The 25,802-nt window shown below is 65.2% G+C and carries 22 protein-coding genes; 6 read left to right on the top strand and 16 right to left on the bottom strand.

The annotated features are described in order from the left end of the window. Nucleotides 1–120 precede the first annotated feature (120 nt). The 3 genes from N7333_RS18790 to ggpS all read left to right on the top strand — a co-directional run bounded on the left by N7333_RS18790 (nt 121) and on the right by ggpS (nt 4,652). The gene (locus tag N7333_RS18790; RefSeq protein WP_096827019.1) at nt 121–849 is read left to right on the top strand and encodes an ABC transporter permease; all 729 of its coding nucleotides are present in this window, start codon (nt 121–123) and stop codon (nt 847–849) included. Between the two features lie 194 nt (nt 850–1,043). Next, on the top strand, nt 1,044–2,306 hold the full coding sequence (locus N7333_RS18785; protein ID WP_279859222.1) for an MFS transporter: 1,263 nt from the start codon (nt 1,044–1,046) through the stop codon (nt 2,304–2,306). Nucleotides 2,307–2,396: 90 nt separating this feature from the next. Then, nucleotides 2,397–4,652 carry a glucosylglycerol-phosphate synthase gene (gene ggpS / locus N7333_RS18780; RefSeq protein WP_129483841.1) on the top strand — a complete coding sequence of 752 codons (2,256 nt, stop codon included), beginning with the start codon at nt 2,397–2,399 and terminating at the stop codon, nt 4,650–4,652. Between the two features lie 592 nt (nt 4,653–5,244). On the opposite strand, the gene N7333_RS18775 is transcribed toward ggpS, so the two are convergent. From N7333_RS18775 to N7333_RS18730, 10 genes are all read right to left on the bottom strand, one after another. Next, nucleotides 5,245–5,571, bottom strand: coding sequence for a hypothetical protein (locus N7333_RS18775; protein WP_096827024.1), 327 nt, complete (start codon nt 5,569–5,571; stop codon nt 5,245–5,247). Between the two features lie 136 nt (nt 5,572–5,707). Beyond that, a complete protein-coding gene (locus tag N7333_RS18770; protein ID WP_003241888.1) occupies nt 5,708–6,127 on the bottom strand; it encodes a VOC family protein in 420 nt (139 codons plus the stop codon). Between the two features lie 13 nt (nt 6,128–6,140). Continuing rightward, nucleotides 6,141–6,566: a YciI family protein gene (locus N7333_RS18765; RefSeq protein ID WP_003241885.1), complete on the bottom strand. Its 426-nt coding sequence runs from the start codon at nt 6,564–6,566 to the stop codon at nt 6,141–6,143. 167 nt (nt 6,567–6,733) lie between these two features. After that, nucleotides 6,734–8,137: a hypothetical protein gene (locus N7333_RS18760; protein ID WP_129483840.1), complete on the bottom strand. Its 1,404-nt coding sequence runs from the start codon at nt 8,135–8,137 to the stop codon at nt 6,734–6,736. Next, nucleotides 8,134–9,045, bottom strand: coding sequence for an alpha/beta hydrolase (locus N7333_RS18755; RefSeq protein ID WP_129483839.1), 912 nt, complete (start codon nt 9,043–9,045; stop codon nt 8,134–8,136). The genes N7333_RS18760 and N7333_RS18755 overlap by 4 nt, the downstream gene beginning before the upstream one ends. Before the next feature lie 181 nt (nt 9,046–9,226). Next, the gene (locus N7333_RS18750) at nt 9,227–10,525 is read right to left on the bottom strand and encodes an MFS transporter (protein WP_252576743.1); all 1,299 of its coding nucleotides are present in this window, start codon (nt 10,523–10,525) and stop codon (nt 9,227–9,229) included. 83 nt (nt 10,526–10,608) lie between these two features. After that, nucleotides 10,609–11,733: an alkene reductase gene (locus N7333_RS18745; protein WP_129483838.1), complete on the bottom strand. Its 1,125-nt coding sequence runs from the start codon at nt 11,731–11,733 to the stop codon at nt 10,609–10,611. A gap of 128 nt (nt 11,734–11,861) precedes the next feature. Beyond that, nucleotides 11,862–13,316 (bottom strand): aldehyde dehydrogenase family protein, encoded by a 1,455-nt coding sequence (locus N7333_RS18740; protein WP_177491291.1) that lies wholly within the window; start codon nt 13,314–13,316, stop codon nt 11,862–11,864. A 208-nt stretch (nt 13,317–13,524) separates the two neighbouring features. Then, the gene (locus N7333_RS18735) at nt 13,525–14,202 is read right to left on the bottom strand and encodes a type 1 glutamine amidotransferase domain-containing protein (protein ID WP_129483836.1); all 678 of its coding nucleotides are present in this window, start codon (nt 14,200–14,202) and stop codon (nt 13,525–13,527) included. Between the two features lie 59 nt (nt 14,203–14,261). Further along, nucleotides 14,262–14,855 (bottom strand): TetR/AcrR family transcriptional regulator, encoded by a 594-nt coding sequence (locus N7333_RS18730; protein ID WP_129483835.1) that lies wholly within the window; start codon nt 14,853–14,855, stop codon nt 14,262–14,264. A 172-nt stretch (nt 14,856–15,027) separates the two neighbouring features. Here N7333_RS18730 and N7333_RS18725 point away from each other — a divergent pair, with 172 nt between their 5' ends. The 3 genes from N7333_RS18725 (at nt 15,028) to N7333_RS18715 (ending at nt 16,696) form a co-directional block, all read left to right on the top strand. After that, on the top strand, nt 15,028–15,978 hold the full coding sequence (locus tag N7333_RS18725) for a GlxA family transcriptional regulator (protein ID WP_279859221.1): 951 nt from the start codon (nt 15,028–15,030) through the stop codon (nt 15,976–15,978). Between the two features lie 125 nt (nt 15,979–16,103). Next, the gene (locus N7333_RS18720) at nt 16,104–16,268 is read left to right on the top strand and encodes a hypothetical protein (protein ID WP_232531452.1); all 165 of its coding nucleotides are present in this window, start codon (nt 16,104–16,106) and stop codon (nt 16,266–16,268) included. Nucleotides 16,269–16,273: 5 nt separating this feature from the next. After that, entirely contained in the window at nt 16,274–16,696 is a 423-nt protein-coding gene (locus N7333_RS18715) for a DUF502 domain-containing protein (protein ID WP_252576742.1), read from the top strand. Nucleotides 16,697–17,181: 485 nt separating this feature from the next. Here N7333_RS18715 and N7333_RS18710 read toward each other — a convergent pair whose 3' ends face one another. The 6 genes from N7333_RS18710 to malF form a co-directional block, all read right to left on the bottom strand. After that, the gene (locus tag N7333_RS18710) at nt 17,182–17,817 is read right to left on the bottom strand and encodes a glutathione S-transferase (protein ID WP_279859220.1); all 636 of its coding nucleotides are present in this window, start codon (nt 17,815–17,817) and stop codon (nt 17,182–17,184) included. Between the two features lie 85 nt (nt 17,818–17,902). Next, entirely contained in the window at nt 17,903–19,018 is a 1,116-nt protein-coding gene (gene malK, locus N7333_RS18705; RefSeq protein ID WP_129483832.1) for a maltose/maltodextrin ABC transporter ATP-binding protein MalK, read from the bottom strand. 88 nt (nt 19,019–19,106) lie between these two features. Further along, nucleotides 19,107–20,735, bottom strand: coding sequence for an alpha-glucosidase (locus N7333_RS18700; protein WP_096827043.1), 1,629 nt, complete (start codon nt 20,733–20,735; stop codon nt 19,107–19,109). Between the two features lie 283 nt (nt 20,736–21,018). After that, nucleotides 21,019–23,763, bottom strand: a complete 2,745-nt coding sequence (gene malT, locus N7333_RS18695; protein WP_003241856.1) for an HTH-type transcriptional regulator MalT — start codon at nt 23,761–23,763, stop codon at nt 21,019–21,021. Nucleotides 23,764–23,908: 145 nt separating this feature from the next. Further along, nucleotides 23,909–24,799, bottom strand: coding sequence for a maltose ABC transporter permease MalG (gene malG, locus N7333_RS18690; protein WP_279859219.1), 891 nt, complete (start codon nt 24,797–24,799; stop codon nt 23,909–23,911). Nucleotides 24,800–24,809: 10 nt separating this feature from the next. After that, nucleotides 24,810–25,802 (bottom strand): maltose ABC transporter permease MalF (malF, locus tag N7333_RS18685; RefSeq protein WP_279859218.1); only part of this gene is annotated, 993 nt, incomplete at its 5' end.

Here is a 25,802-nt window from a genome sequence, read left to right as displayed (position 1 = left end):
GCGCCAGGCCCTGTCGCACATGCTCTCGCAGCACTGCGAACGCCTGGCCGTGCGCGACGCCGCGGGGCGCTGGGTCGGCGTCGTGCATCTGCTCGATGCCGTGCGAGAGGAGGCCGATTGATGCGCCGCTGGCTGCCGCCGCTGCTGTGGCTGGCCCTGCTGCTGGGCGCCAGCTTCGCCATGGAGCGGCTGGAACCGCTGCTGCGCTGGCTCGACCCCGACAGCCGTCAGTTGCTCTACCAGCGCGCCAGCCTCGCCGCTCTGCTCGGCCGGCATCTGCTGATCGTCGCCTGCGCCGGCGGCCTGGCGGTGCTGCTCGGCGTCACCGCCGGCATTCTGGTGACCCGCTCCTGGGGCCGCGATTTCCTGCCGCTGGCCAGCCAGGTGGCGTCCATCGGCCAGACCTTCCCGCCGGTGGCCGTGCTGGCGTTGAGCGTGCCGCTGCTCGGCTTCGGCGCCCTGCCGACGATAGTCGCGCTGCTGCTCTACGGCCTGCTGCCGGTGCTGCGCAACAGCCTGGCCGGGCTGCAGGGCGTGCCGCCGGCGGTGCTCGAAGCCGCGCGGGGCATGGGCATGTCGCCGCTGCGTGTGCTCTGGCAGGTGGAGCTGCCGCTGGCCCGACCGGTGATTCTGGCCGGCGTACGCACCTGCCTGACCCTGAGCATCGCCACCGCCGCCCTGGGCTCGACGGTCGGTGCCAGCACCCTCGGCGATCCGCTGATCGCGGGGCTGGTCAACGGCAACAACGCCTACCTGCTGCAGGGCGCACTGCTGATCGGCCTGCTGGCGTTGTGTGTGGACAGCCTGTTCGGCGCGCTGAGCGGCCCCGGGCCACGCCCGCCTGGTTAGCCACACGCCGCCGTTGCGCACCATCGGTGCGACCAGCCGTGCCCCGCGGGTGTGCATCAGGCCGCCGGATGGCCTGCCAGATTTTTCGTCAATTTAATTTTTTCTTTAACATCAGCATGTTACAAGCCAAGCGAAGAGCACTTGGCCCGTTCTCTGCTTGCACCCATGGGCGTACTGGCCTAGGGTAGATCGCCATGTGGTCCCTGATTGCCCCCATCGGCTCGCTGCTGAGCGGAGTGGCACTTCTCCTGCTCGGCAATGGGCTGCTCAATACCCTCCTGACCCTACGTGGCGTCGCCGAAGGCTACTCCACCACGATGCTCGGCCTGATCATGTCCGGGTACTTCGTCGGGTTTCTTCTCGGCACCTGGCTGGCGGCTCCGCTGGTCCGACGCATCGGGCATATCCGCGCGTTCGCCTGTTGCGCCGCACTTGCCGCCATCGCCGCCCTGCTCCACCTGCTGCTGGTCGACCCCTGGGTCTGGCTGGGCCTGCGTGTGCTCTACGGCCTGGCCCTGGTGACCCTGTACATGGTGGTCGAAAGCTGGCTCAACGCGCAGACGCCCGGCGAGCAACGCGGCCGGGTGTTCGCCGTGTACATGGCGGTCAACCTCGGCGCCCTGGCCCTGGCCCAGCAGCTGCTACACCTGGCCGACCCGGTGCAGTTCACCCTGTTCGCCCTCGCCGCCATCCTCATCAGCGCGGCGCTGATGCCCATCACCCTGACCCGCCAGGTGCAGCCGAGCCTGCCGGAGGCGCCGCGCAGCAACCTGCTGCAGCTGTGGCGCATCGCCCCGCTGGCCATCGCCGCTGCCGGCCTGTCGGGCCTGGCGCTCGGCGGCTTCTGGGGCATGGCCCCGGTGTATGCCAGCCTGGCCGGCTTCGATGCCTCCGGCGTGGGCCTGATGATGACCGCCACCATCCTCGGCGGTGCCCTGCTGCAATGGCCGATCGGCCTCTATTCCGACAGCCGTGACCGGCGCTGGGTGCTGCTCTGGGTGGTGGCCCTGGCCGCCGGCATGGCCCTGCTGCTCAGCCTGCTGCCGGCCGGCAACGCGCTGCTGATGGCGATCTTCGTCTGGGGCGGGCTGGCCTTCGCCATCTACCCCATCGCCGTGGCGCAGCTGATCGACCAGTTGCACAAGGACGAGATTCTCGCCGGTTCCAGCGGCCTGCTGATGGTCAACGGCATCGGCGCGGTGTGCGGCCCGCTGCTCGCCGGCCTGCTGATGGAACATCTGGGCGCGGCGGCGCTGCCGCTGTACTTCGCCGTCACCCTCGGCCTGCTGGCGGCCTACTGCCTGTACCGCCTGCGCCATGTCAGCGACCTGGTCAGCGGCGACGCCGCGCACTTCGTGCCGATGCTGCGCACCAGCCCCACCGTGCTGGAGCTGATGCCCGACGCCCCGCCCCCCGAACCTTGCGACACGGAGGAAAGCCCGACTCACGCATCCTGAGGATGCACCGCCGGCTGCTTCGGCAAGGCCCCGAGCCTATCCCAAGCAGCCAGAACACCGGCGCCCGGCGCCGCTTCTGGAGAAACAACGATGCTACTTGCCACCGATCTGGACGGAACCTTCCTTGCCGGCGATCCCGAGGATCGCCTGAGCCTCTATCAGACCATCGCCGCCCACCCCGAGATTCAGCTCGCCTACGTCACCGGGCGCAGCCTGGAAGCGGTGCTGCCGCTGCTGGCCGACCCGACGCTGCCACAGCCGGACTTCATCATCGCCGACGTCGGCGCCACGCTGGTGCACGGCGACAGCCTGCAACCGATCCAGCCGCTGCAGAGCGTGGTGGACGCCCTCTGGCCCGGCGAAAGCCAGGTGGCCAGCGCCATTGCCGCCTTCGGCCTGGAGCGTCAGGACGTGCCGCAGGCGCGGCGCTGCTCGTACTTCTGCACGCCGGAGCAGGCGGCCAACCCGGCGCTGCGCGAGATCGCCGACGAGCTGGGCTGCGACCTGCTGTACTCGGCCGAGCTCTACCTCGACTTCCTTCCCAAGGGCGTGAACAAGGGCAGCAGCCTGCGCGCCCTGGCCGACTGGCTGGAGCTCGACCACGACCAGGTGCTGGCCGCCGGTGACACCCTCAACGACCTGGCGATGCTCAGCGCCAGCTTCCACGGCGTGTGCGTGGGCCAGTCGGAAAGCGCCCTGCTGGAGGCCACCGCCAACCACTCGCGCACCCTGCATGCCAGCCGCCCCGGCTGCGGCGGCATTCTCGAAGCCTTCGCCCACTTCGGCTTCCTCGGCGAGCACGGCATCGCCGCCGAACGGCGCCAGGCCGCGCAGCCGGGCAAGGCCGAGCTGGTGATGGTCTACCACCGCCTGCCCTACGAGGAATACCGCGGCGCAAGCGGCAAGCTGCAGCGCCGGCGCCCCACCTCGCCCAACGGCATCATTCCCACCCTGCTGAGTTTCTTCGGCGATGGGCGCAAGGGCTCCTGGGTGGCCTGGGCGGTGCACGAGGGTGACGAGCCGTTCGACAGCCACACCACGGTGGACGCCGAGCGCTATCCCAAGCTCACCGCGGCGCGGGTCAAGCTGAGCAAGGACGAAGTGGACATCTTCTACAAGCGCTTCTCCAAGGAGGCTTTCTGGCCGACCCTGCATACCTTCTGGGAGCGCGCCACCTTCAACGAGGACGACTGGCAGGTGTACCTCAAGGTCAACCGCACCTTCGCCGAGCGCACCGCGCTGGAGGCCGCCGAGGGCGCAATCGTCTGGCTGCACGACTACAACCTGTGGATGGTACCGGCCTACCTGCGCGAGCTGCGCCCGGACTTGCGCATCGCCTTCTTCCACCACACCTACTTCCCCTCGGCGGACGTGTTCAACGTGCTGCCCTGGCGCCGGCAGATCGTCGGCAGCCTGCTGCAGTGCGACTACGTCGGCTTCCATATCCCGCGCCAGGTGGAGAACTTCGTCGACGTCGCCCGCGGCGTGTTCCCGCTCAAGACCCTGAGCCGGCAGAACTGCGCGCCGCGCTTCATCACCTATGGCTGCGCCGTGGGCCTGGAGCGCATGACCACCGAACTGGATACCGGCAGCCGCCGGGTCAGGCTCGGCGCCCATCCGGTCGGCCTGGATATCGACCGCGTACGCAGCGCCCTGGAGGCACCGAAGATTCGCGAGCTGATGGCGCACCTGCGCGAGGAGATGCAGGGCGTGAAGCTGATTCTCTCGGTGGAACGCCTCGACTACACCAAGGGCATTCTGGAAAAGCTCAACGCCTACGAGCGCCTGCTGGCCGACAACCCCGAACTGATCGGCAAGGTCACCCTGGTCAGCGTCTGCGTGCCGGCGGCCCGCGAGATGACCATCTACGACGAGCTGCAGAGCCAGATCGAACAGGCCGTGGGACGCATCAACGGGCGCTTTGCCCGCGTCGGCTGGACGCCCCTGCAGTTCTTCTTCCGCAGCCTGCCGTTCGAGGAAGTCAGCGCCTGGTACGCCATGGCCGACGTCATGTGGATCACCCCGCTGCGCGACGGCCTGAATCTGGTGGCCAAGGAATTCGTCGCCGCGCAAGGCCTGCTCGGCGGACGCGGCGTGCTGGTGCTATCGGAGTTCGCCGGCGCCGCTGCCGAACTCAAGGGCGCACTGCTGACCAACCCGCACGATGCGGCCGACCTGGCGCAGACCTGCTACCTGGCGCTGAACATGCCCGCGAGCGAGGCCAAGGCGCGCCTGCGCGAGCTGTTCGACATCGTCTGCTTCAACGACATCCGCCGCTGGGGCGAGGAGTTCCTTGCCGGGGTCGAACCGCAGCAGGAAAACAAGGTGCTGGAATTGGTCGGTTAAGCCTCGCGCCGCCCTACGGATGATCTACAGCCGTAGGGTGCGCCGTGCGCACCGGATCTTGCGTCGGTAAACAGGCCCACCCCGGCACCCCCATGGCCGTTCCCCGGCTTGCCGTATTGCCTGTTCCGTTGGTGCGCATGGCGCACCCTACTGGCCTGCCGCATCCGTAGGGTGCGCTGCACGCACCGAATCGTGCGGCGATAAACAGGCCCGCCGCGGCACCGCCATGGCCATTCCCCGGCTTGCCGTATTGCCTGTTCGTTGGTGCGCACGGCGCACCCTACTGGCCTGCCGCATCCGTAGGGTGCGCCGTGCGCACCGGATCTCGCGTCGGTAAACAGGCCCGCCGCGGCACCGCCATGGCCGTTCCCCGGCTTGCCGTATTGCCTGTTCCGTTGGTGCGCACAGCGCACCCTACTGGTCTGCCGCATCCGTAGGGTGCGCTGCGCGCACCGAATCTTGCGGCGGTAAACAGGCCCACCCCGGCACCACCATGGCCGTTCCCCGGCTTGCTGGTATTTCCCGTTCCGTTGGTGCGCACGGCGCACCCTACCAAAGCCGCGCACCGGATCACGCGTCGCCCCACCTCGGCTCAATACCCCCCACCGCCGCGGCCACGTCCCGGCTTGCCATACTTCTTGTTCAGGCCGGGTGGCACGCCTTTGGGCCCCTTGGCCCAGGGTCCGTCGTGCCGGCTGGAGGAATACCAGTGGTCGTCGTACCAGCGGTAATAGATGCGGTCACGGTAGTACAGATGTGGCCAGCCGATGACCACATAGGCATCGATACCCGGATCCCAGCGCCACTCGACGTGGGGTGGCGGTGCGTGGTGCGGCGGCGGACGGTGCCCACCGACGTGTACGCTGCAGGCCGTCAGCGACACCGCCAGGCCCACCAGCAGCGGATAGCGCAGTTTCATCGCGAAGCCCTCTTGCCGGCCCTGTCTTGAACTTGGACCTCGGCCGCTTCGCTCGGTTTTCGGGCAAGCTGCGCAGCGGACCGGCGGAGCCCCCGCGCAGGGCAAGGCAGCACCACCTGTCCGTGCACGCAGCAGCTCAGCCCATCTGGCTGTCCACCGTGCAGTTGATCATCCACGGCACACCGAAACGGTCGGTGAGCATGGCAAAGCGCGTCGCCCAGAAGGTGGCCTGCAGCTCCATCTGCACCGAACCGCCTTTCGACAGCGCTTCGTACAGGCGCTCGGCCTCCGGCACGTTGTCCACCTGCAGGGAGATCGAACAGCCCTTGATGCCGTCATGCGGGTATTGCGGCAGGGTATCGGAGGCCATCAGCAACTGGTCGCCAACCGTCAGGCACACGTGCATGACGCGCTGCTGGTACTCGGCCGGTACGTCCATCTGCTCGGGGCTGTCGGCGTAGCGCATCATCTCCAGTTGGCCGCCGAACACTTCGGCGTAGTAATTGAAGGCGGCCTCGCATTGGCCATCGAACATCAGATAGGCATGAATCTTCATCGCAACACTCTCCTTAGTTCTCAATGCTGATGCGCGCGCGAATGCGTTCTTCCTGCTCGCGCAACTCGGGGGTGAACTCGGCGCCGAAATCCTCGGCTTCGAAGATCTGGCGAATCTCGATATCCGAGTCGCCGGGCATGGGGTTGGGACAGCGCTTGACCCACTCGATGCATTCCTCGAGCGAGGCCACCTGGAAGATCCAGAAACCGGCGACCAGCTCCTTGGTTTCCATGAACGGACCGTCGATCACCGTGCGCTGGCTGCCGGAGAACCTTACCCGTGCCCCCTTGCTGCTGGGCTGCAGGCCCTCGCCGGCGAGCATCACCCCGGCCTCCACCAGTTCCTCGTTGTAGCGGCCCATGGCCGCCAGCAGCTCCTCGCTGGGCATCACACCGGCTTCGGAATCTGCAGTCGCCTTGACCATCACCATGAAACGCATCGCCTTTCTCCTTGTTCGAGTCGAAATAGCGCAGGAGTCTCCCTACGGCTGACACTGAACCCATGGCTGGGTTCTGAAGACTAGTCGAACGGGCGATGGACGAATCGACAGCGCAGGGAAACTTTCTTTCGAGAAAAAGCGCTGCCCACTTCCAGACGCAAAGCGCCTCAACCGCTAGCGCTGTGCAGACGACTGAGCGAGACCTCGGCGTTCGCGCCGTGGCGTTGCAGCGCCTCCTCGAAGAAGGCGATGGACATCGGCTCAGGCAGGTCCCACCTCGGTCCGAGGCGCGCCAGGTCCTCGGCGAACCGGGTAAAGGTGGCGAAATCGCGGGGATAGCGCGAAGGGTCCACGCCGACCAGCCGGCCCTCTACCCGCGCCCAGCCGAGCAACTGCTGCCAGCGCTCGATGGGGGCGAGACCGACGCCTTCGGTACCGTGGGAGAACAGCAGCATGTCGATTTCGTCGAACCCCGGATGCCCCTGCAGATACTCCTCCAGCAGGCGTGCCGAAGGCTCGACGCCGAACAGCGACCAGTACGGGATCGCCCGCAGGCGCAGGGTGGTAAGCGGATCACTGAGCAGAAAGCTGTCCACCAGAAGGCGGCGCGAGGGTTCGCCCTGCTCGGCGTACCAGTCGGCGTAGATGTCGGCCGTCAGCGCGCTGAGCGATTCGGGTTCGGCATGGTCGATGCGGATCAGCCGCCATTGCCGCGCCTTGGCCAGCTCCTGCAGGTCGTCCAGCAGGGCCGGGTCGAAGCCCCACTCGGCCTCGGGCGCCATGTCGTCGGCAGGTGGCGGATCCCAGCGCGGCCGGGCGATACCGTAGCGCGACAGGTACTGGCGCACCCGCGGCGAGCCTTCGAAGTATTCGCTCTCACTCGCCCCACCAGTGGCGCCAAACTGAAACACCGAGCGCGAGGAGGTGCGTGTGACCGGCCACTGGCGATTGCAGGCACTGACGTAGAGCGTCGCCCCCGGCGCCAGGCTGCGCAGGAGAAACTCGCGGTAGGCCAGCGGCAGGCGCCGGTACTTGAGGCGGTAGTAGGCCATGTGCTGCAGCATCAGCCGATCCTGATTGGGATCGTGCATATGGTGCACGGCGATGCGCCCATCCGCGCCGAGCAAGGCGTGAACGATCGGCAGGCCCTGCTCCAGCGCACGGCGGGCATCGTCCGGGTCGTTGCCCAGCGCGCGCACCGGGCAGAGAAAGGTCTGCGGCAGCCAGGGCACGCCCATGGCCGCCGCAAGATGCATCAGCGCCCCGTTGGACGAACCGATGAAGGCCGCCGGATAGCGCCGCTGCGGATACAGGCCGGCCATCCACTCGGCGATCGCCTCTACGTCCACCCGCGCGGCCTGTGACGGGCCGATGCCCTCGGTCATGCCGCCCAGGGCATAGACCTGCTCGCGCAGCTTGCACGGCAGGCGATTGATGGTCGGCATCAGGCTGTCGAGCAGCGGCGACTGGCTCGGACTGGTGTACGGGCGCCCGCGTAGCGCGAGCGCAAGGGCCTGGACCATGCCGGCTGCCGAATCGAAACGGGCGATGCCCTGCGGTGGCTGGTTCATCGGACCACCTCCGTGGCGCCGCGACCCTCGCGCAAAAAATCGTCGATCAGTTGCGCGAAGCTGTGCGGATGCACGTAGTTCATGGTGTGGGTCGCGCCCTCGACAAGGCACAGACGCCCCTTGGGCAGGCGCGCGGCCACCGCCTCGCCCCAGTGCGGCGGCGCCACCGGGTCGCGACTGCCCTGCACGACCAGGCATGGAGCCTCGATGGCGGCGAGATGATCCTCGATGCGGTAGTGCAGCAGGCGCCTGATGCTGCTCAGCACCCGCCAGACGCCAGCCTTGGCGTAATCGATGCGACCGATGCCGGCACTGGAGCGCAGACGCTCGCGACGGCCATTGCGCACGGCACGCCAGAGCTGGGGCAACAGGCTGCGCGCCGCCGGGTCGACGGTCGGCCCCTGCAGCACCAGACGCGCCACCCGCTGGGGGTGGCGCACGGCCAGGGCCGTAAGGATCTGGCAACCGTAGGAATTGCCGATGAAGGTGGCCTTGTCGATGGCGCAGGCGCTGAGCCAGAGGTCGAGCACATCGGCCAGTTGCTCGACGCTCAGCACGCGCCGTGGCGTGCCCGTCGCGCTCTCGCCGTAGCCCGGCAGGTCCGGCGCCAGCACGCGGTAGCCGTTGTCGGCCAGCGCCCTGGCCAACGGCTCCATGTAGCGGCTGGAGATGACCAGCCCGTGCACCAGCACCACCACCGGTGCATCGGCAGCGCCGACACTGCGGGTGAACAGCCGCCAGGGGCCGGCCTGAACATGATGACCGTCGATGCCCAGGGCGCGACTGGTGTCGCTCAGCGCCGGCGCGCTCGCCAACTGCCGATAGCGGCGCGTGGCTTCGAAGGTGCCGAGCGCGACGGCGATACCGACCAGGGCGCGGATCCAGGTGCGTGATGGCAGATGAGGCATAACGACTCCGATGACGACGAACCTGTCTCTTTCGAGGTCCGGCGTATCGTCGAAGTGCCACCTATTTTGCGCTCGGCAGCACAGAGGCAACCTGCCAGCGACGCCTCAGGCAGCCACACGGCGCCGTGCTCAGCCGTAGATCGCCGGCTCGCGATAATGCCGCGGGCAGGCGCGTAAGCAGCTACGGGCATGCGCCAGAAAGGTGGCCGCCTTCCGCTCCCGGAACAAGCTCTGACATCAACGGCGACAGCGGTAGGGCTGCAAGAACGGAGTCACCAGTAACATCAGCGCCCCCTACAGCCACCAACAGCCACAGGGCCGACTGGAAGTGCCCCGCGCTGTCACGCAGATATCCCACGAGCAACGGACCGGCAGCGCCTACCAGATAACTCTGCAACATCACAAAGGCAGTCCAGGCGCCAGCCTCCTCAGGTGTCGAAGCATTGTCCAGCGGCAAGGTCATGCCCAGGGTAAAGGCACCTCCGGTACCGAAAGCCGCAAGCGCAGCAGTCACCAGCGGCATGGCATCAGGCGCAACGGCCATCGCCAGGCTGCCCAGCAAGGCGATGCTGGAGCTCGCGGCAAGCAACAGACGTCGATCATCGCTGCGGCTGAGCAAGCCAAACACCGGGTTGGCCAGCATGAACCCCAGGGTATAACTGGCCAGGATCAAGCCTGCCGAGCTGGCGCTCTCGCCACGCTCGATATACATCGGTGCCAACCAGGCAATCAGGGCGTAGAACACCAGGTTGTTGCAGGCGAAGAACAGTGCGATCAGCCAGGCCGTGGGATTGCGCAGCGGCATCCTGGGCATCTGGGTCGAAGCGGTAGAGACCGGCGCTCTCAGGCTCCGATGCTCGATGCCAACCCAGGCCATGATCGCCAGCATTGCCGGCAGTACCCAGAAACCGCCCGCCCAACGCCAATCACCAATCAACTGATCGATCGGCCCGGTCGCCACCGCAGCGACCGTGCTGCCCAGACCGATGGCCGTTGCATAAATGCTCATGAACAAGGCGATACGATTCGGCGAGCGCGCCTTCACGTAGCTGGAAAACAGCGCTCCGGCGACCGCGATACCCGCCCCGACTGCCGCAGTACTGGCAAACAACTGCCCAATGGAGCCAGCCAGCGCACGCAGGATGATCGCGGCGCCCAGTACGATCAGCGCCAGCAGGATGATCCGGTCACGCCCAAATCGATGCGCCAGCCAGGGTGCGGGCAATGCCAGCAATCCCATCAGCAAGGTCGGAATCGCGGTCAGCAGCGAGGCCTGGGTGTGAGTCAACCCCAGCTCATCGATGATGGCGGTCAGCAAGGGCCCCATGGAAACGATGCCCGGGCGCAGCGTGAGCGCGACGAGCAGGATACACACGACCACGGCTGCGACTGACGGCGCACGGACGTCGCTGCCAGCCAAGGCCGGATACGCCAGACCAGGCGTAACATCGCGTTCGATCGGTACGGATTTGACAGACATGACGAAGACTTCCTACGCAGTGAGCAGTTACGCAGGCGTGTCCCCGTCCATTCGCGTCGAGGCCACGCCGGCAGATGTGAACGTCAGTCCGAGTAGGTCGGGTAGTCCGTCAGGCCCTTCTCCGCGCCCCCATAGACAGTGGCAGGATCCAGCGGGTTGAGCGGCCAGCCATTGGCGATGCGTTCGGGCAGATCAGGGTTGGCGATGAAGGGACGACCGAATGCGATCAGGTCGGCCAGCCCGGCCTCGATCAGCCGCTCACCACGTTCGGCGGTATAACGACCGGCGTAGAGAATCTTCCCGCTGAAATTCGCGCGTACGTCGCGGCGGAAGCTCTCGGGCAGATCCGGCGCGTTGTCCCAGTCCGCCTCGGCGATCGACACATAGGCCACACCTGCGGCCTCCAGCACTTTGATGGCTTCGATATAGGTGGTGTGCGGGTCCTCTTCGACCAGACCGATGTACACCCGGTCCTGATCGGTGCCGGTGAACAACGGGGTGAAGCGCACACCCAGGCGATCCGCGCCTACGGCAGCGGCCACGGCGTCTACGATCTCGCGCAGGAAGCGCAGGCGGTTTTCCAGGGAGCCACCGTAAACATCATCACGCTGGTTGGAATGTGCGGAGATGAACTGGTTGACCAGATAACCGTTGGCTGCGTGAATTTCCACGCCATCGAAACCGGCGTCGATGGCATTGCGCGCCGCCTGGGCGTACTGCCCGACCAGATCGCGGATTTCAGCCAGCTCCAGTGCGCGTGGAAGCGACGGCTGAACCAGCTCGCCGACACCAGGGCCGGTCTGAATGAACGCTTTGACCTTCTGCGCCTGAATGGCGGATGGCGCCACGGGCGCCTGCCCGTCAGGCTGAAGCGCATTATGGGAAACGCGACCGACGTGCCAGAGCTGGGCGAAGATCACGCCATCTTCGGCATGTACCGCTTCGGTCACCTTGCGCCAGCCATCGATCTGAGCCTGGCTGTAGATACCGGGCGTCCAGGCATAGCCCTGGCCACGCGGTTCGATCTGGGTGCCCTCACTGACCATGAAACCGGCACCGGCACGCTGGCGGTAATAAGTGGCCATCAGATCAGTCGCGATATCGCCTGGCTGGGCGCTGCGCTGACGAGTCAACGGCGGCAGCACGATGCGGTTCTTGAGAGTGATACGCCCCATGTCGATGGGGGTAAACAGAGCAGCATGTTTCATGATATCTATCCTGTTGTTCAGGCGACTGCACTTATCGACAGGCGCACGGGCGCGAATGGACGCACCTGGCGCCCAATGGGCTTGATGAGTGGGAGTGCGGCCCCTCTGCTGGAGAGGCCGCTCAGGCGTTACTTCTTGATCAACACGGTTTTCGGGTTGGTGAACAGCAGGCGGCCCTCATGGCCGTGCTCAGTGCCGATACCCGATTGCTTATGGCCACCGAAGGGAATATCGATGCCTTGCGTGTGGATCTCGTTGACCCAGACCATCCCGGTTTCCAGGCGATTGGCCACGGCCACCGCTGCCTGGGTATCACGCCCCCAGACCGAACCACCCAGGCCGAACGGACTGTCGTTCGCGCGGGCCACGACATCGTCGACGTCGTCGTACGCGATGATCGGCACGATCGGTCCGAACTGCTCCTGCTGCACGATCATCGAGCTCTCTGGCGGGTTGTCGACCACAGTTACCGGGATGAAATAGCCAGGACGGCTCTCGTCTACCTCACCGCCCAATACCACGTTGTAACCATTGGCCTTGATGTCATCCAGGAAGCTACGAACCTTGTCGTACTGCATCTTGTTCTGCACGGGGCCGACGGTCACGTTCGGGTCGAGACCATCACCCATGACCTGCTGCCGCGCGTACTCAACGAACGCTGCCACGAACTCATTGCGATAACTGCTATGCACGTAAAGGCGCTTGATACCCACGCACCACTGCCCCGAGTTACCGACGGCGCCCCAGTACAGTTGCGGGATGATCGCTTGCCAGTCGGCATCAGGCATGACGATTGCCGCGTCGTTGCCGCCCATCTCCATGGTCAGCCGCTTGACGGTGCCTGCAGCCGAACGGATGACATGCTTGCCGGTCTCGGTGGAGCCGGTGAAGCTGATCTTGGCGATGTCCGGGTGAGCGGTCATTTGCGGGCCCAGCTCGTTGCCACCTGAAACCACTGAAAGCACACCGGCAGGCAGCACGGACTGAGCAATCTGCCCAAAGCGCAAGGTGGTGAGGGGTGTGAATGGCGACGGTTTGATGACCATGGTGTTGCCGGTGATCAGCGCGGGCGCCACTTTCCACAGTGCCAGCAGCACCGGGAAATTCCACGGCGTGATCGCACCGACCACACCCAGCGGCGTGTGATGCAGCTCCACGATGTGGTTGTCGTTTTCCTCGACGATCTCCACCGGAATACGCCGTGCAGCGATCTGGCGAATCCACGAGATCGCCTGGTCAACCTCCGGCTCGGCCATGGTTTTCAGCGGCTTGCCTTGCTCCAAAGTCAGCAAGCGAGCCAGTTCATCGCGGTGCTCCAAAAGCGCATCGGCATAGGCATCCAGATAGCGCTGGCGCTGGTCGTAGCTCAGGACCGACCAGGTCTTGAACGCATCCTTGGCAGCAGCGATCGCCGCCTCCAGTTGCTCAGGCGAACCCGACGGAGCCTTGGCGAATACCTCGCCAGTCGCCGGATTGAACACATCGAAATGCGCATCGGTGCTGACCAGCTTACCGGCGATGGACAGGTAGTACGGGCCATCGAAGACGCTGCTGGAGCGGGAATCTTTCATGACGGTAGACATTAGCCTAAATCCTTGAATCCAAACGAAAATCTATTGACTTAAATGATCAAGACAGCTTTCTTCAGGCAGCAGAAATCCCGTCACCCCAAAGGCGACTGCTGCTGCGGTGTTGTTATGCGGTAGCGTGCGCGAGGGCGCTCAGAGCGGGCGCAAAATGCGCCCGCTCATTACTTGCACGGGTTCGTCTGAGCCCTGCAGATTGCACGAATCAGGCCAGCAGCTTGAGCAAGGCGTTGGCAGCGGACTCTGAGCTGGCGGGGTTCTGACCAGTGACCAGGCGCCCGTCGACGACGGTGAACGGCTGCCAGTCGCCGGCCTTCTCATAACGTGCGCCAAGTGCCTGGAACTCGTCCTCGATGAGGAAAGGCACCACGTCAGTCAGTCCTACAGCGGCCTCTTCGCTGTTGGTGAAACCGGTCACCCGGCGACCCTTGATCAGCGGCTCGCCATCCGCAGCCTTGACGTGGCGCAGCACGCCCGGAGCATGGCAGACGAAACCGATTGGCTTACCGGCGCGCTCGAAGCTTTCGATCAGGGCGATGGATGTGTCCGACTCCGCCAGATCCCACAGAGGGCCATGACCGCCTGGATAGAACACCGTGTCGAAATCCTCAGCCTTCACCTCAGCAAGCTTCACCGTGCTGGCCAGGGCTTGCTGCGCGGCCGGATCGGCAGCGAAACGGTGAGTCGCCTCGGTCTGGAAGTCCGGCAGATCACTCTTGGGATCCAGAGGCGGCTGGCCACCGGCTGGCGAGGCCAGCACGATGTCGGCACCGGCGTCCTTGAAGACGTAGTAAGGCGCGGCGAACTCTTCCAGCCAGAAGCCGGTTTTATTGCCGGTGTTACCCAGCTTGTCATGGGATGTCAGAACCATCAGAACTTTCATGATCATTACCTCATAAGGGGTGTTGCATTGGTTTCGACCGACCCTTGCCGGTCATGGGTTCACTGGTTACCGAGAAGGTGTTGCGTCTGCTGCAGTGCCTCTTCGAACGCGTGGTGGGTACGGGTGATCTTGGTCATCACACTGGCCCCCAACCACAGGGCATAGAGCCTCAGTGCCAGCTGAGCGGGCGAAGCAACGATGGTTACCGTGCCCTCCTCCACGCCTCTGCTGATCGCAGCCTCAAGCCGCTCGACGATCTGCGCCGTACCGCGCTGAAGTGCCAATCGCATCGGTTCGGAAAGATCGGCGACTTCAGCGCCCAGCTTGACGGCCAGGCATTTACCGCACTCGACCTGACTAGTCTGGTTGGAGATCCACAGTTGCCAGTAACGCATCAGCGCGTCGTGGGCGCTGGTTGCCGGGTCCTGAAAAATACGATCCATGTCAGCCAAATAGGCCTCGAAGTAGTGCTCCAGCAGCGCCGTGCCGAACGCGTCCTTCGAAGCGAAGTAGTGGTAGAAGGAACCCTTCGGCACGCCTGCGGCATTCAGCACCTCATTCAGCCCAACAGCAGAGAAGCCTTTGCGGGCGATGATCGATTGGGCGGCGTCGAAAATGCGCTGCCGGGTCTGGTTGCTGTCAGTGGTTGTCATGGCTGCCTGTCTCAGTAGACCAGTCGTCTAGTTCGTTGGGGCCATGTTAGGAATCGCCACCGACCGCAGCAATGTCATATGCGCAAGGATTTCGGACATGCACCGCGAGCCGATTGCGCAAACCACCTAGCCCTCCGACAATCGACGCATGCCCGCAGAAAGGAAATGATCAATGCATACCGTGGCGTTGGTGGTTTACCCGCAATTCCAGGCGCTGAGCCTGTCGGTCGGTTCCGTCTTCGAATGCGCCAACCTTCTGCATGGCGAGCCGGTCTACCGGTTCGTACTGGTGTCCGAGACAGGTGGAGCCGTGCTGTCGTCGCAGGGCTTCTCGGTCAATACCGAGGCGCTCGGCCTGGCTGGCTATGACACCGTCATCGTCAGCGGCTACCTGGAGTTGGGTGAACCCAGCCCGGAGCTGCTGACCTGTCTATCCAGCGCCAGCTCGCAATCGCGGCGTATTGCATCACTGTGCACAGGCATCTTCGTGCTCGCCGAAGCCGGTCTATTGGAGGGCAAACGGGTCACGACTCATTGGTTGCACGTGCCCGAGTTCAAGAAGCGTCACCCCAACGTCAGAATCGATGATGACCGGCTGTTCGTGGTCGACGGGCAGATCTGGACGGGTGCAGGCATGAGTGCCGGAGTGGATCTTGCCCTGGCCATGGTCGAGAACGACCTGGGCCCTGACCTGGCCCGCCGCGTGGCCCGCAAACTGGTCATCGCCCAGCGCAGAGGCGCCGAGCAATCACAGCTCTCGGCGCTGCTGGAGATAGACCCGAAATCCGACCGCGTACAACTGGCAATGGCCTATGCGCGCGAAAACCTGCGCAGCGATCTCTCGGTCGAGGCACTGGCAGATGTCGCGCGACTAAGCCCTCGCCAGTTCAGCCGAGTGTTCCGCGAGGAAACCGGAAAAACGCCGGCGAAAGCAGTCGAAAGCCTGCGAGTAGAGGCCGCACGCGTGATGATGGAGACGAGCCGTCATCCAGTAGAAGTGATTGCTCGCGAGACCGGTTTCGGCGATCGAGAACGCATGCGCCAGGCGTTTCTGCGGGCCTATGGCAAGCCGCCGAAGCTGATGAGGGATGATCTATACGGAACAGCTAATGGCTATGGCTGAGCTCTTCCGAGCACTGACTGCTCATATGAAAGCTATCAACTCAACTATCCTCGTAGCTGGATCGTCCAGAAGCTGGAGCGAGCATTGCTCCACCTACTCATCATTACGGTATAAGGGAGGGCAGCATGTTTCGCTTCATCAAAACAACGATTGCAGGTGGTCTGCTTTTCATCCTTCCGCTGGTACTGCTTTTCATCCTCATCGAAAAAGCCATCCATCTTCTACGCGGTCCGTTACATAAGGTACTTCCGATTTTTTCCGGCTTCTCCATTGCGGTGCCACATCAGTAACTGTGGTGGCCGTCCTCCTGCTGCTGTTTTGCTTTCTGGCCGGTTTGCTGGCAAAGACAGATACTGCATCGCGAGCCCTACAAACTCTTGAAGACAAATTGCTGGGCAATTTACCTGGCTATCAAATAGTGAAAGACGCGACCTCACGATTCGCCAGCATGGACAATATCGAAGGGGCCAAAGTCGTGATGGTTATTCAAGACAGCGGTTATCGGTTCGGTTTGGCCTTGGAAGCTCAGAATGATTGGCTTCTTGTGTACATGCCGGATGGTGGACCTGCAGGAGACGCGGCCGGGGAAGTGCAGATGTTGTTGAAGGATGCGGTGATCATTACGGAGATACCCTGGCTATCACTTCTCGCCTGCCTGCGTCGTGGAGGGAGGGGAGCATTGGAGCTTGCTGCTCCCTATCTACGAGATAGCGCCTAAGCCAGGCGCGGCTACTGAATGGCGCCCCTATCGCTTGGTGGCTAAGCCCCATCAGATTGCAAGCATCCCCTGCTGAATATGGCTATCACCGTACTATCGGTTCAGCGGCCCCCCGTGGGAAAAACGTAGTTGGCGATGTATGACAACTACCGATCTGGCACCGCCGTTCCAGCTATCACAAGAGTCAGCGGAGATTTGCGCTGCAAATTTCTGCCGGAAAAAACTGTAGATATCCTCACTTAAACGCGACGGGTGGCCCGTAAGTCGCGATTTAGAAGACCTGGCGCTGGCCTAAGGCCATTTCAGGATTATCCAGTGATAGTGGATGGGCACGCTGTGTAGTTGCTGATCCGATGTAGGGATTCTGCAGTCCTAGGAATGACAGCTTTTGGCCAGCTCTCATAGCCAGCTCTGGGTCAGCCCCTTTGCTCCCATAGCTCCTGCCCACACTATCGGCCATGGCGACATCTTTGGCGCACCGCGTATCAAACCGAGCCGCCAAAGGTTCCCAATCCATGCGGCGCCGCGCGAAAGGGTGTCAGGCGTTCGGCGCGGTCGGAGAGTTCGGCCAGCGCCGGATAGCGCGCCGGGTCGATCAGTTCGGGGAGCATCTGCACGGCAAACTGCCAGGCCACCGCCGTGCTGACGACGGCCTGGTCGATGTTCGCCTCGCTCAGTTCGGGCACCAGCCCTTCCCACTCGTCCTGCAGCGCCTGCAGGGCCGCGTGCAGCTGGCCGGTCACCCGGTCCAGCCAGGGCTGGTGCAGCTTCTCGCTCGGTCTCAGCTCATGCTCGTAGACCACCTGTACGCTCTTCTCGCAGGCGGCCAGGGCCAAGCCGATGCGACGCAGCGACTGCGTGCGTTGCGCCAGCACGCTCGGCATCAGGCTGCGCGGCGCGGCCAAGGTCTCGGCGTAGTCGAGGATCAGGCCGGAGTCGATCAGCACGGTGCAGTCGTCGCAGATCAGGGTCGGCGCCTTGACCAGCGGGTTGATCCGCTGGAACTCGTCGAAGGTGCTGAACACCGACAGGGCGCGGTGTTCGAAACGCAACCCGAGCAGCTGCAGGGAGATCGCCACGCGGCGAACGTAGGGTGAGTCGAGCATTCCGATCAGCTGCATGGCGGCTCCTTGCGCGCAGGACGATGAGTCACGCAGCTTAGCCGTAGGGTGCACCATGCGCACCATCGACAGCTACCGAGCAAGCTCAGCCGTAGATCGCCGGCTCGCGATAATGCCGCGGGCAGGCCTGGCCATCGGCGCGGAACAGGTGGCACTTGTTGGCCATCAGGCCCGCGGCGAAGGTATCGCCCACCGCCACGCGGCGGTCGCCGTCGCTGCGCAGGGTGATGATGTGCTCCACCCCTTCCAGGCTCAGGTAGATCAGGTTGTGGTCGCCCAGGCGCTCGGCCACGCTGATCTGCCCGTAGAAGGCGAAGTCGGCCTGCTCGGCCGCGACGAAGTGTTCCGGGCGCACGCCCAGGGTCAGCTCCTCGCCGGGCTCGACGCCGGTGCCGTCGACCAGCACTCGCATGCGGTAGCCACCGGGCATCTCGATCTCCACCGCCTCGCTGCTGGCGCTGAGCGCGCGCACCTGGAGGAAGTTCATCTGCGGCGAGCCGATGAAGCCGGCGACGAAGCGGTTGCGCGGGTAGTGGTAGAGCTCCAGCGGCGCGCCGACCTGGGCGATGCGCCCGGCCTCGAGCACGACGATCTTGTCGGCCATGGTCATGGCTTCGACCTGGTCGTGGGTGACGTAGATCATGGTGGACTTCAGGCGCTGGTGCAGGCGCGAGATCTCGATGCGCATCTGCACGCGCAGGAAGGCGTCGAGGTTCGACAGCGGCTCGTCGAACAAGAACACCTTGGGCTCGCGCACCAGGGTACGGCCGATGGCGACGCGCTGGCGCTGGCCGCCGGAGAGGTCCTTGGGCTTGCGTTCGAGCAGATGATCGAGCTGCAGGATGCGCGAGACCTCCTCCACCTTGCTGCGGATCTGCGCCTTGCCGATCTTGGCCAGCTTGAGGCCGAAGGCCATGTTCTCCGCCACCGTCATGTGCGGGTAGAGGGCGTAGGACTGGAACACCATGCCCACCGAGCGATCCTTGGGCGGCAGGTCGTTGACCCGCTGACCGTCGATCAGCAGCTCGCCGGAGCTGATTTCCTCCAGCCCGGCGATCAGCCGCAACAGGGTGGACTTGCCGCAGCCGGACGGGCCGACGAAGACCACGAATTCGCCGTCCTCGATGTCCAGGTCGATGTTGCGGGTGATGGCGGTGCCGTCGTAGTGCTTGCAGATGTTGCGCAGGGTAACGCTGGCCATGGTGCAGTCTCTGAATCGGGGCCGGTCGCGCCGGCGATGAACCTTGAGGAAGCCGCGGGGCCGGCGTACCGGCCCTGCAGGAATCGCCCTAGCCCAGGAGGCGGGCGAAGCCGAACCCATGGGCCGGCAAGTGTACCCAACTGCCGAGGAACTCGGCCGTGCTGGACGGCACGCCCTCCAGCGGCTCGACCATCAGCGGCAGGTCGTAGCGGCGCTCGCGGTCGCCCAGGTTGAACAGGCACAGCCAGGCCTGCTCGCCCAGACGCCGTTCGAACACCAGCAGGTCGTCGTCGTGGTAGCGCACCTGGATATCGCCGTCGATCAGCAGCGGCTGCTCCTGGCGCCAGGCGAGAAAGCGCCGGTAGCTGTTGAGCATCGAGGCGCTGTCGTCCTCCTGCACGTCCACGGCCAGTGCGCGGTGGCGTTCGTCCAGGGGCAGCCAGGGTTGCTGGCTGGAGAAGCCGGCATGGACGCCGTCGCGTACCCAGGGCATCGGCGTGCGGCAGCCGTCGCGCCCCTTGAACTCCGGCCAGAAGGTGATGCCGTAGGGGTCGACCAGGTCCTCGAAGGCCAGTTCCGCCTCGGGCAGACCGAGCTCCTCGCCCTGGTACAGGCAGACGCTGCCCCGCAGCGACAGCAGCAGCGACATCAGCAGACGGCCGCGCTCCGGGGTGGCTTCGCCCTCGTGGGCCCAGCGGCTCATCACCCGCACCACGTCGTGGTTGCCCACCGACCAGCAGGGCCAGCCGTCGCCCAGCTCGCCCTCGATGGCTTCGATGGTGCTGCGGATGTAGGCCGGGCTGCACTGCGCGGTGAGCAGATCGAAGGAATAGGCCATGTGCAGGGTATCGCCGCCACTGGTGTAGGCGGCCATGGTGCGGAGCGAATCGTCGCAGCCGATCTCGGCCACCGTGGCGGTGCCGGGGTAGCGCTCCAGCAGCGCACGCAGGCGGCGCAGGAAGTCGAGGTTCTGCGGCTGGGTCTTGTCGTAGAGGTGGCGCTGGTAGGCGTAGGGGTTGTCGACGCGCACGCCGATGCCGCCCTCGCGGATGTCCAGGTTCGGCGGATTGTTGCGCAGCGCCTGGTCGTGAAAGTAGAAGTTGGCGGCGTCCAGACGGAAGCCGTCGACGCCCAGCTGCAGCCAGAACTCCATGTCGTCGAGCAGTTGCTGCTGCACCGCCTCGCAGTGGAAGTTTAGGTCCGGCTGGCTGGCCAGGAAGTTGTGCAGGTAGTACTGCTTGCGCCGGCCCTCCCAGGTCCAGGCCGAACCGCCGAATACCGACAGCCAGTTGTTCGGCGGCGTGCCGTCCGGGTTGGGGTCGGCCCAGACGAACCAGTCCGCCTTGTCGTTGCTGCGGCTGGTACGGCTCTCGGCGAACCAGGGATGCTGATCGGAGCAGTGGTTGAGCACCTGATCGATGATGATGCGCAGGCCGCGCTCGTGGGCGGCCGCGACCAGCGCGCGGAAGTCGTCGAGGGTGCCGAAGATCGGGTCGACGCCGCGATAGTCGGAGACGTCGTAGCCAAAATCCTTCATCGGCGAGGTGAAGAACGGCGACAGCCAGATGGCGTCGACGTTGAGGCTGGCGATGTAATCGAGTTTGGCCAGCACGCCGGGCAGATCGCCGATGCCGTCGTCGTTGCTGTCGAGAAAACTGCGTGGGTAGACCTGGTAGATGACGCCGCCGCGCCACCAGTCCTTGCGAATAACAGCCATACAGCAAGCCTTTTGTTGTTCGTGATGACAGCTCCACTCTAGGCAAGGGGGCAAGGCGTCACATCCTCCCCGCTGGGGTTTTCACCGGCGTAGCTGGTGGCCGGCAAGGGGGAGGAGCTTTGGGGATGGACACCGTGTGCGGGCAAAGCCGTAGGGTGTCGCGGGGCCGCCCGGGTCGTGCGCACCAACCCGCGCCTATCGAAGCAACAACGCATACGACAGATGCCCCGACCACGCATCGGTGCGCACGGCGCACCCTACGGGGCCGGGTATCGGTTCTCCCCTACTCGCCCTGGATCTTGCTCAACAGGCTGCGCGCCAGCTGCACCGCTTCGCTGCGCTGGGTGATGGCGAGCTTCTGGTAGAGGCTGCGGATGTGCGTCTTGATGGTGGTCGGGGCGACGTTGAGGTGCTCGGAGATTTGCTCGTTGGACAGCCCGGCGTGAATCAGGCTGAGCACCTGCCATTCGCGCCGGGTCAGCGGCGAATGGCGGATCAGCTCGGGCACGTCGGGGCGGTTGATGATGTCCTGGATCACCGCCTCGTCCAGGGTGATGCGGATCGCCCGGCTGAAGTCGCGCTGCTGCTGGGCCAGCTGGATCAGGCGTTCGGCGCGCTGGTGTTCCAACTCGTCGAGGCGACGCTCGTGCTGCAGCGCCTTGAGCATGGCGATCAGCGGCTTGCCCAGGCGCAGGAAGCTGCCGATGGCGCCGGTACCGCTGGCCAGGGTCAGCGCCTGGTGCAGATGATCGAGACTGCTCTGGCGTTCCTCGCGCTGCCAGTAGGCCAGCGCCTGGAGGATATGGTTGCGGTTCTGGTCCATCACCAGCTGGTGGCGCTCGGCATCGAGCTGCAGCTGACGCAGGATCGGCAGCGCGCGGTCGCCCTGATTCAGCGCCAGGTAGGCGCGCACGTGGTTGCGCGCGTTGCCCTGGGCGAAGTGGTTGGCCCCCGGCTTGAGCGGCGGCGCGGTGGCAAGCCACTGGCGGATGCTGTCCTTGTCCTGGGTCGAGTCCCAGTAGGTGAGCATCACGGCGTGGGCGTTGGCCTGCCAGTCGATGTGGTAGTCGTCGCCGGCCAGCAGCGTCTTGAGCCGGCCGATGTAGTCGGCGCACTGGCTCTGCTGGCCGCGCGCATGGGCGACGCGGGCGAGCAGCACGTAGCACTGCAGGAACCAGTGGTCGCCCACCGTATCGAGTATCTCCAGCCCCTGCAGGGCGCACTGCTCGGCGGCATCGAGGTGATGCCACTCCAGCAGCACCTGGCCGCGCACGCGGTGAATGAACTCCATGATCGGGGTGACCGGCAGCTTCTCCTGCTCGATGTACTGCAGTGCCCGCTCCTGCAGGTTGTAGGCCTTCTGCAGGTGGCCCTGGGCGACGGCGATCTCCGACAGCTGGCCGAGGCTCCACAGCACCGGGTGCGAGGCGTTGATCTGCTGCGCGCGGCGCACGTTTTCCTCGTGCTGATGCTGGGCCTTGGCCAGATCGCCCTGGACGAAGTGCGACTCGGCCAGCACCGACAGCGCCGCCACCCGCGAGGTGCGCATGGTCAGCGGCTCGAGCGCCAGCGCCTGGCGGGCGAAGGCCATGGCACGCTGCTGGTCGCCCTGGTTGATCGCCACCTGGGCGCGCACCGCCTGGTATTCGCCCTCGATGCGCTGCCACTGCTCGGCACTGAACTGCTCGCGCTGCACCGCCTCGCCGGCCTGCAGCCAGCGCTCGACCTGATCGCTCTGGTACTGGTTCTGCGAGGCCCAGGCCTGCAACAGGGTGAACAGCGGCGACTCGGCCACGCGGCTCTCCGGCAGCACAGCCAGGCAGCGCTGCAGCAGCTCCAGACGCCCCTGGCGATAGAAGTGACGGCCGTGGGTCTCGAGAATCTGCGCCACTCGCTGCGGATCATGCGCCAGCAGCGCATGGCGGGCAGCCTCCTCGGCCATCTTCTCCTCGAGCAGCGCCTCGGCGGCGCGCAGGTGCAGTTCGCCCATGCGCTGCGGATGATGGGTGGACAGCTCGTTGCGCAGGAAGCTGGCGAACAGCGGGTGGTAGGCAAACCACTGACGCAGCGGGTCCACCGCCTGGATGAACAGGCCGCTGCGCTCGAGGTTCTCCAGCATCTCGCGGCCGTTGCAGCTGTCGGTCAGGCGGTCGGCCAGCGGCGCGCTGAAGCGCTCGAGCAGGCAGGTGGACTGCAGAAAATCCTGGGTGGCGCCGTCCAGACCGTAGAGCACCTGCTCGCGGAAATAGTCGCGCACGTAGGGATGGCCGAGTTGCAGCGCCTCGAGAAACAGGTCCATGCCGCGCCCGGTCTGCACCTCCTGCAGGGTCAGCTGCAGCGCGCAGGGCCAGCCGCCGATGCGCCGGTTGAGGCGCTCGACCTGCTCGCGGTTGATGGCGATCGGCAGGCCCAGTTCGAGCAGCGACTGCACCTCGTCCAGCTCGAAGGCCAGGTGGCTGGCGTCCAGCGCCAGCAGCTGACGCTTGACCCGCAGCTCGGCCACGCCCAGGTCTGGCAGGCCGCGGCTGCACACCAGCAGGGTCAGCCAGGGCGGCGTGTTGCGCAGGAAGAAGCGCAGCGCGGCAATCACCTCGCGGTTGCGCAGCGCCTCGAACTCGTCGAGCACCAGCAACAGCGGTGGATGCTCGGCCGGCAGCTCGGCGAGCAGGCGGGTGAGCAGACCGTCGAGGCCGTCGTCGCCCTGCTCGGCGCGATTGACGCACTGCGGACAACCGCCCTCGAGCTGGCGATGCAGGGCATTGAGCAGGTAGCGACCGAACTGCCGCGGGCTGTTGTCGTTGCCGTCGAGGTTGAGCCAGGCCACGGCGCCGGCGAAGGCCGCGGCCCACTGGCTGGCCAGCACGGTCTTGCCGAAGCCGCTGGGCGCCTGCAGCACGGCCAGGCGCACCTGGGGCAGGCGCTGCAGCCACTCGTCGAAGCGCGGTCGCGGCAGCAGGCCGGGATGAATGGACGGCGCGGCCAGCTTGGCCGGTATCAAAGGCAGTGGCGGACGGGCCGCTGTGGTCATGATCCTCTCCCGTTATTTATCGTTGTCCGGGTTTTGGCGAATCTTACATCGGTATCGGGTGGCGGGTTTCACCCGCCCTGCGGCTGATCACACCCAACCCGTAGGGTGTCGCGGGGCCGCCTAGGCCGTGCGCACCAAATCGTGGCTACCCCTTCACGCCCCCCGCAGTCAGCCCACCGACTATCCACTTCTGGCAATAGAGGAATACCAGGGTGATCGGCAGACCGGAGAGCACGGCGGCGGCGGCGAAGTCGCCCCACAGGTAGTTCTGCTCGTACAGGTACTGCTGGGCTCCAACCGACAGGGTCAGCTTGTCCACGTCCAGCAGCAGCACCGAGGCGATGGGGTATTCGGTGATGCTGGTGATGAAGGCGAGGATGAACACCACGGCGAGGATCGGCACGCTCATCGGCAGCAGGATGTGCACGAAGGCCTGCCAGGTGGTGGCGCCGTCGACGATGGCGGCCTCCTCCAGCGAGGCGTCGATGCTTTCGAAGTAGCCCTTGATGGTCCAGATATGCAGGGCCATGCCGCCGAGCGAGGCGACGATCACCGCCCCGTGGCTGTTCACCCCGAGCCAGCCGGCGTGCTTGCCGAGCTGGTCGAACAGGGCGTAGATGGCCACCAGCGACAGCACCGGCGGGAACATCTGGAAGATCAGCATGCCCTTGAGGATCGGCCCCTTTCCGGCGAAGCGCATACGGGCGAAGGCATAGGCGCTGGTGGTCGACAGCAGCAGAATCAGCGCCGAGCTGATGAAGGCGATCTTCACCGAGTTCCACAGCCAGGTCAGCACGGGGAACGGCGGCTGGGTCACCGAGCCGTCGGCATGCTGGTAGGGAATGCCGAGGGCCAGCGACCAGTGTTCCAGGGTCGGGTTGTCCGGCAGCAGGCTGCCGGTGGCGAAGTTGCCGTCGCGGAAGCTGATCGACACCACCATCAGCAGCGGGAAGACGATCAGCGCGATGAAGCCGAGCAGACCGGCATGGGTCAGCCACAGGCGGTATTTCACGGATTTCGGTTGCACCATCGCCATGGCGGGCTCCTCAGACTTTGACTTTCGACAGTTTCAGGTTGAGCCAGGCCAGCGCGCCCACCACCAGGAAGATCAGCGTGGCGATGGCCGCCGCCAGGGCAAAGTTCTGCCCGGAATCCTGGAAGGCGATGCGGTAGGTGTAGCTCACCAGCAGATCGGTGGTGCCGGCCGGGGTGGTGGCGCCGATGATGTCCGGGCCGCCGCGGGTCAGCAGGGTGATCAGCACGAAGTTGTTGAAGTTGAAGGCGAAGCTGGCGATCAGCAGCGGCGCCAGCGGCTTGATCAGCAGCGGCAGGGTGATCTTCAGCAGGTTGTCCAGGGGCGTGGCGCCATCCATCGCCGAGGCCTCGTAGAGGTCGCGCGGGATGGCCTGCAGCAGGCCCATGCACAGCAGCAGCATGTACGGATAGCCGAGCCAGGTGTTGACCATCAGGATCATCGAGCGGGCCAGGGTCGGGTCGCTGAACCAGTCCGGGCGCATGCCGAACAGGCCGTTGAGCAACAGGTTGATCTCACCGAAGTTCTGGTTGAACAGGCCGCGAAATACCAGGATGGAAATGAACGCCGGCACCGCGTAAGGCAGGATCAGCATCAGCCGGTAGAACGCCTTGCCGCGCACCAGATCCCACTGCAGCAGGCTGGCCAACACCAGGCCTACGGCCAGGGTGAAGAGCACGGTGAGGCCGGCGAAAGCCACGGTCCAGACGAAGATCTCCAGGAACGGGCCGCGGATGTTCGGGTCGGTCAGCACCTTGGTGAAGTTGCTCGCCCCGGCGAATACGGTGAAGCCCGGTGCCACCTTGTTGCCGTGGCTGTCGACGTAGAAGCCGATGGAGTGGTCGGCCTCCAGGCGCTCGTTGCTGCGCGTGTTGAGCAGGTCGCCGTTCTCCAGCAGGCGGTACAGCGGCTTGACCGCCGCCACCTCGCGCAGGCCGTAGAGACGCAGCAGCTCGCCGCCTTCGCCGCGCAGCACCCACTGCTCCAGCTCGGCGCGGCGCTGGAT

The sequence above is a fragment of the Pseudomonas sp. GD04158 genome (assembly GCF_029834875.1).
GTDB classification, from domain to species: Bacteria; Pseudomonadota; Gammaproteobacteria; order Pseudomonadales; family Pseudomonadaceae; genus Aquipseudomonas; species Aquipseudomonas hydrolytica.
This window is presented reverse-complemented; position numbering and strand designations above follow the sequence as displayed.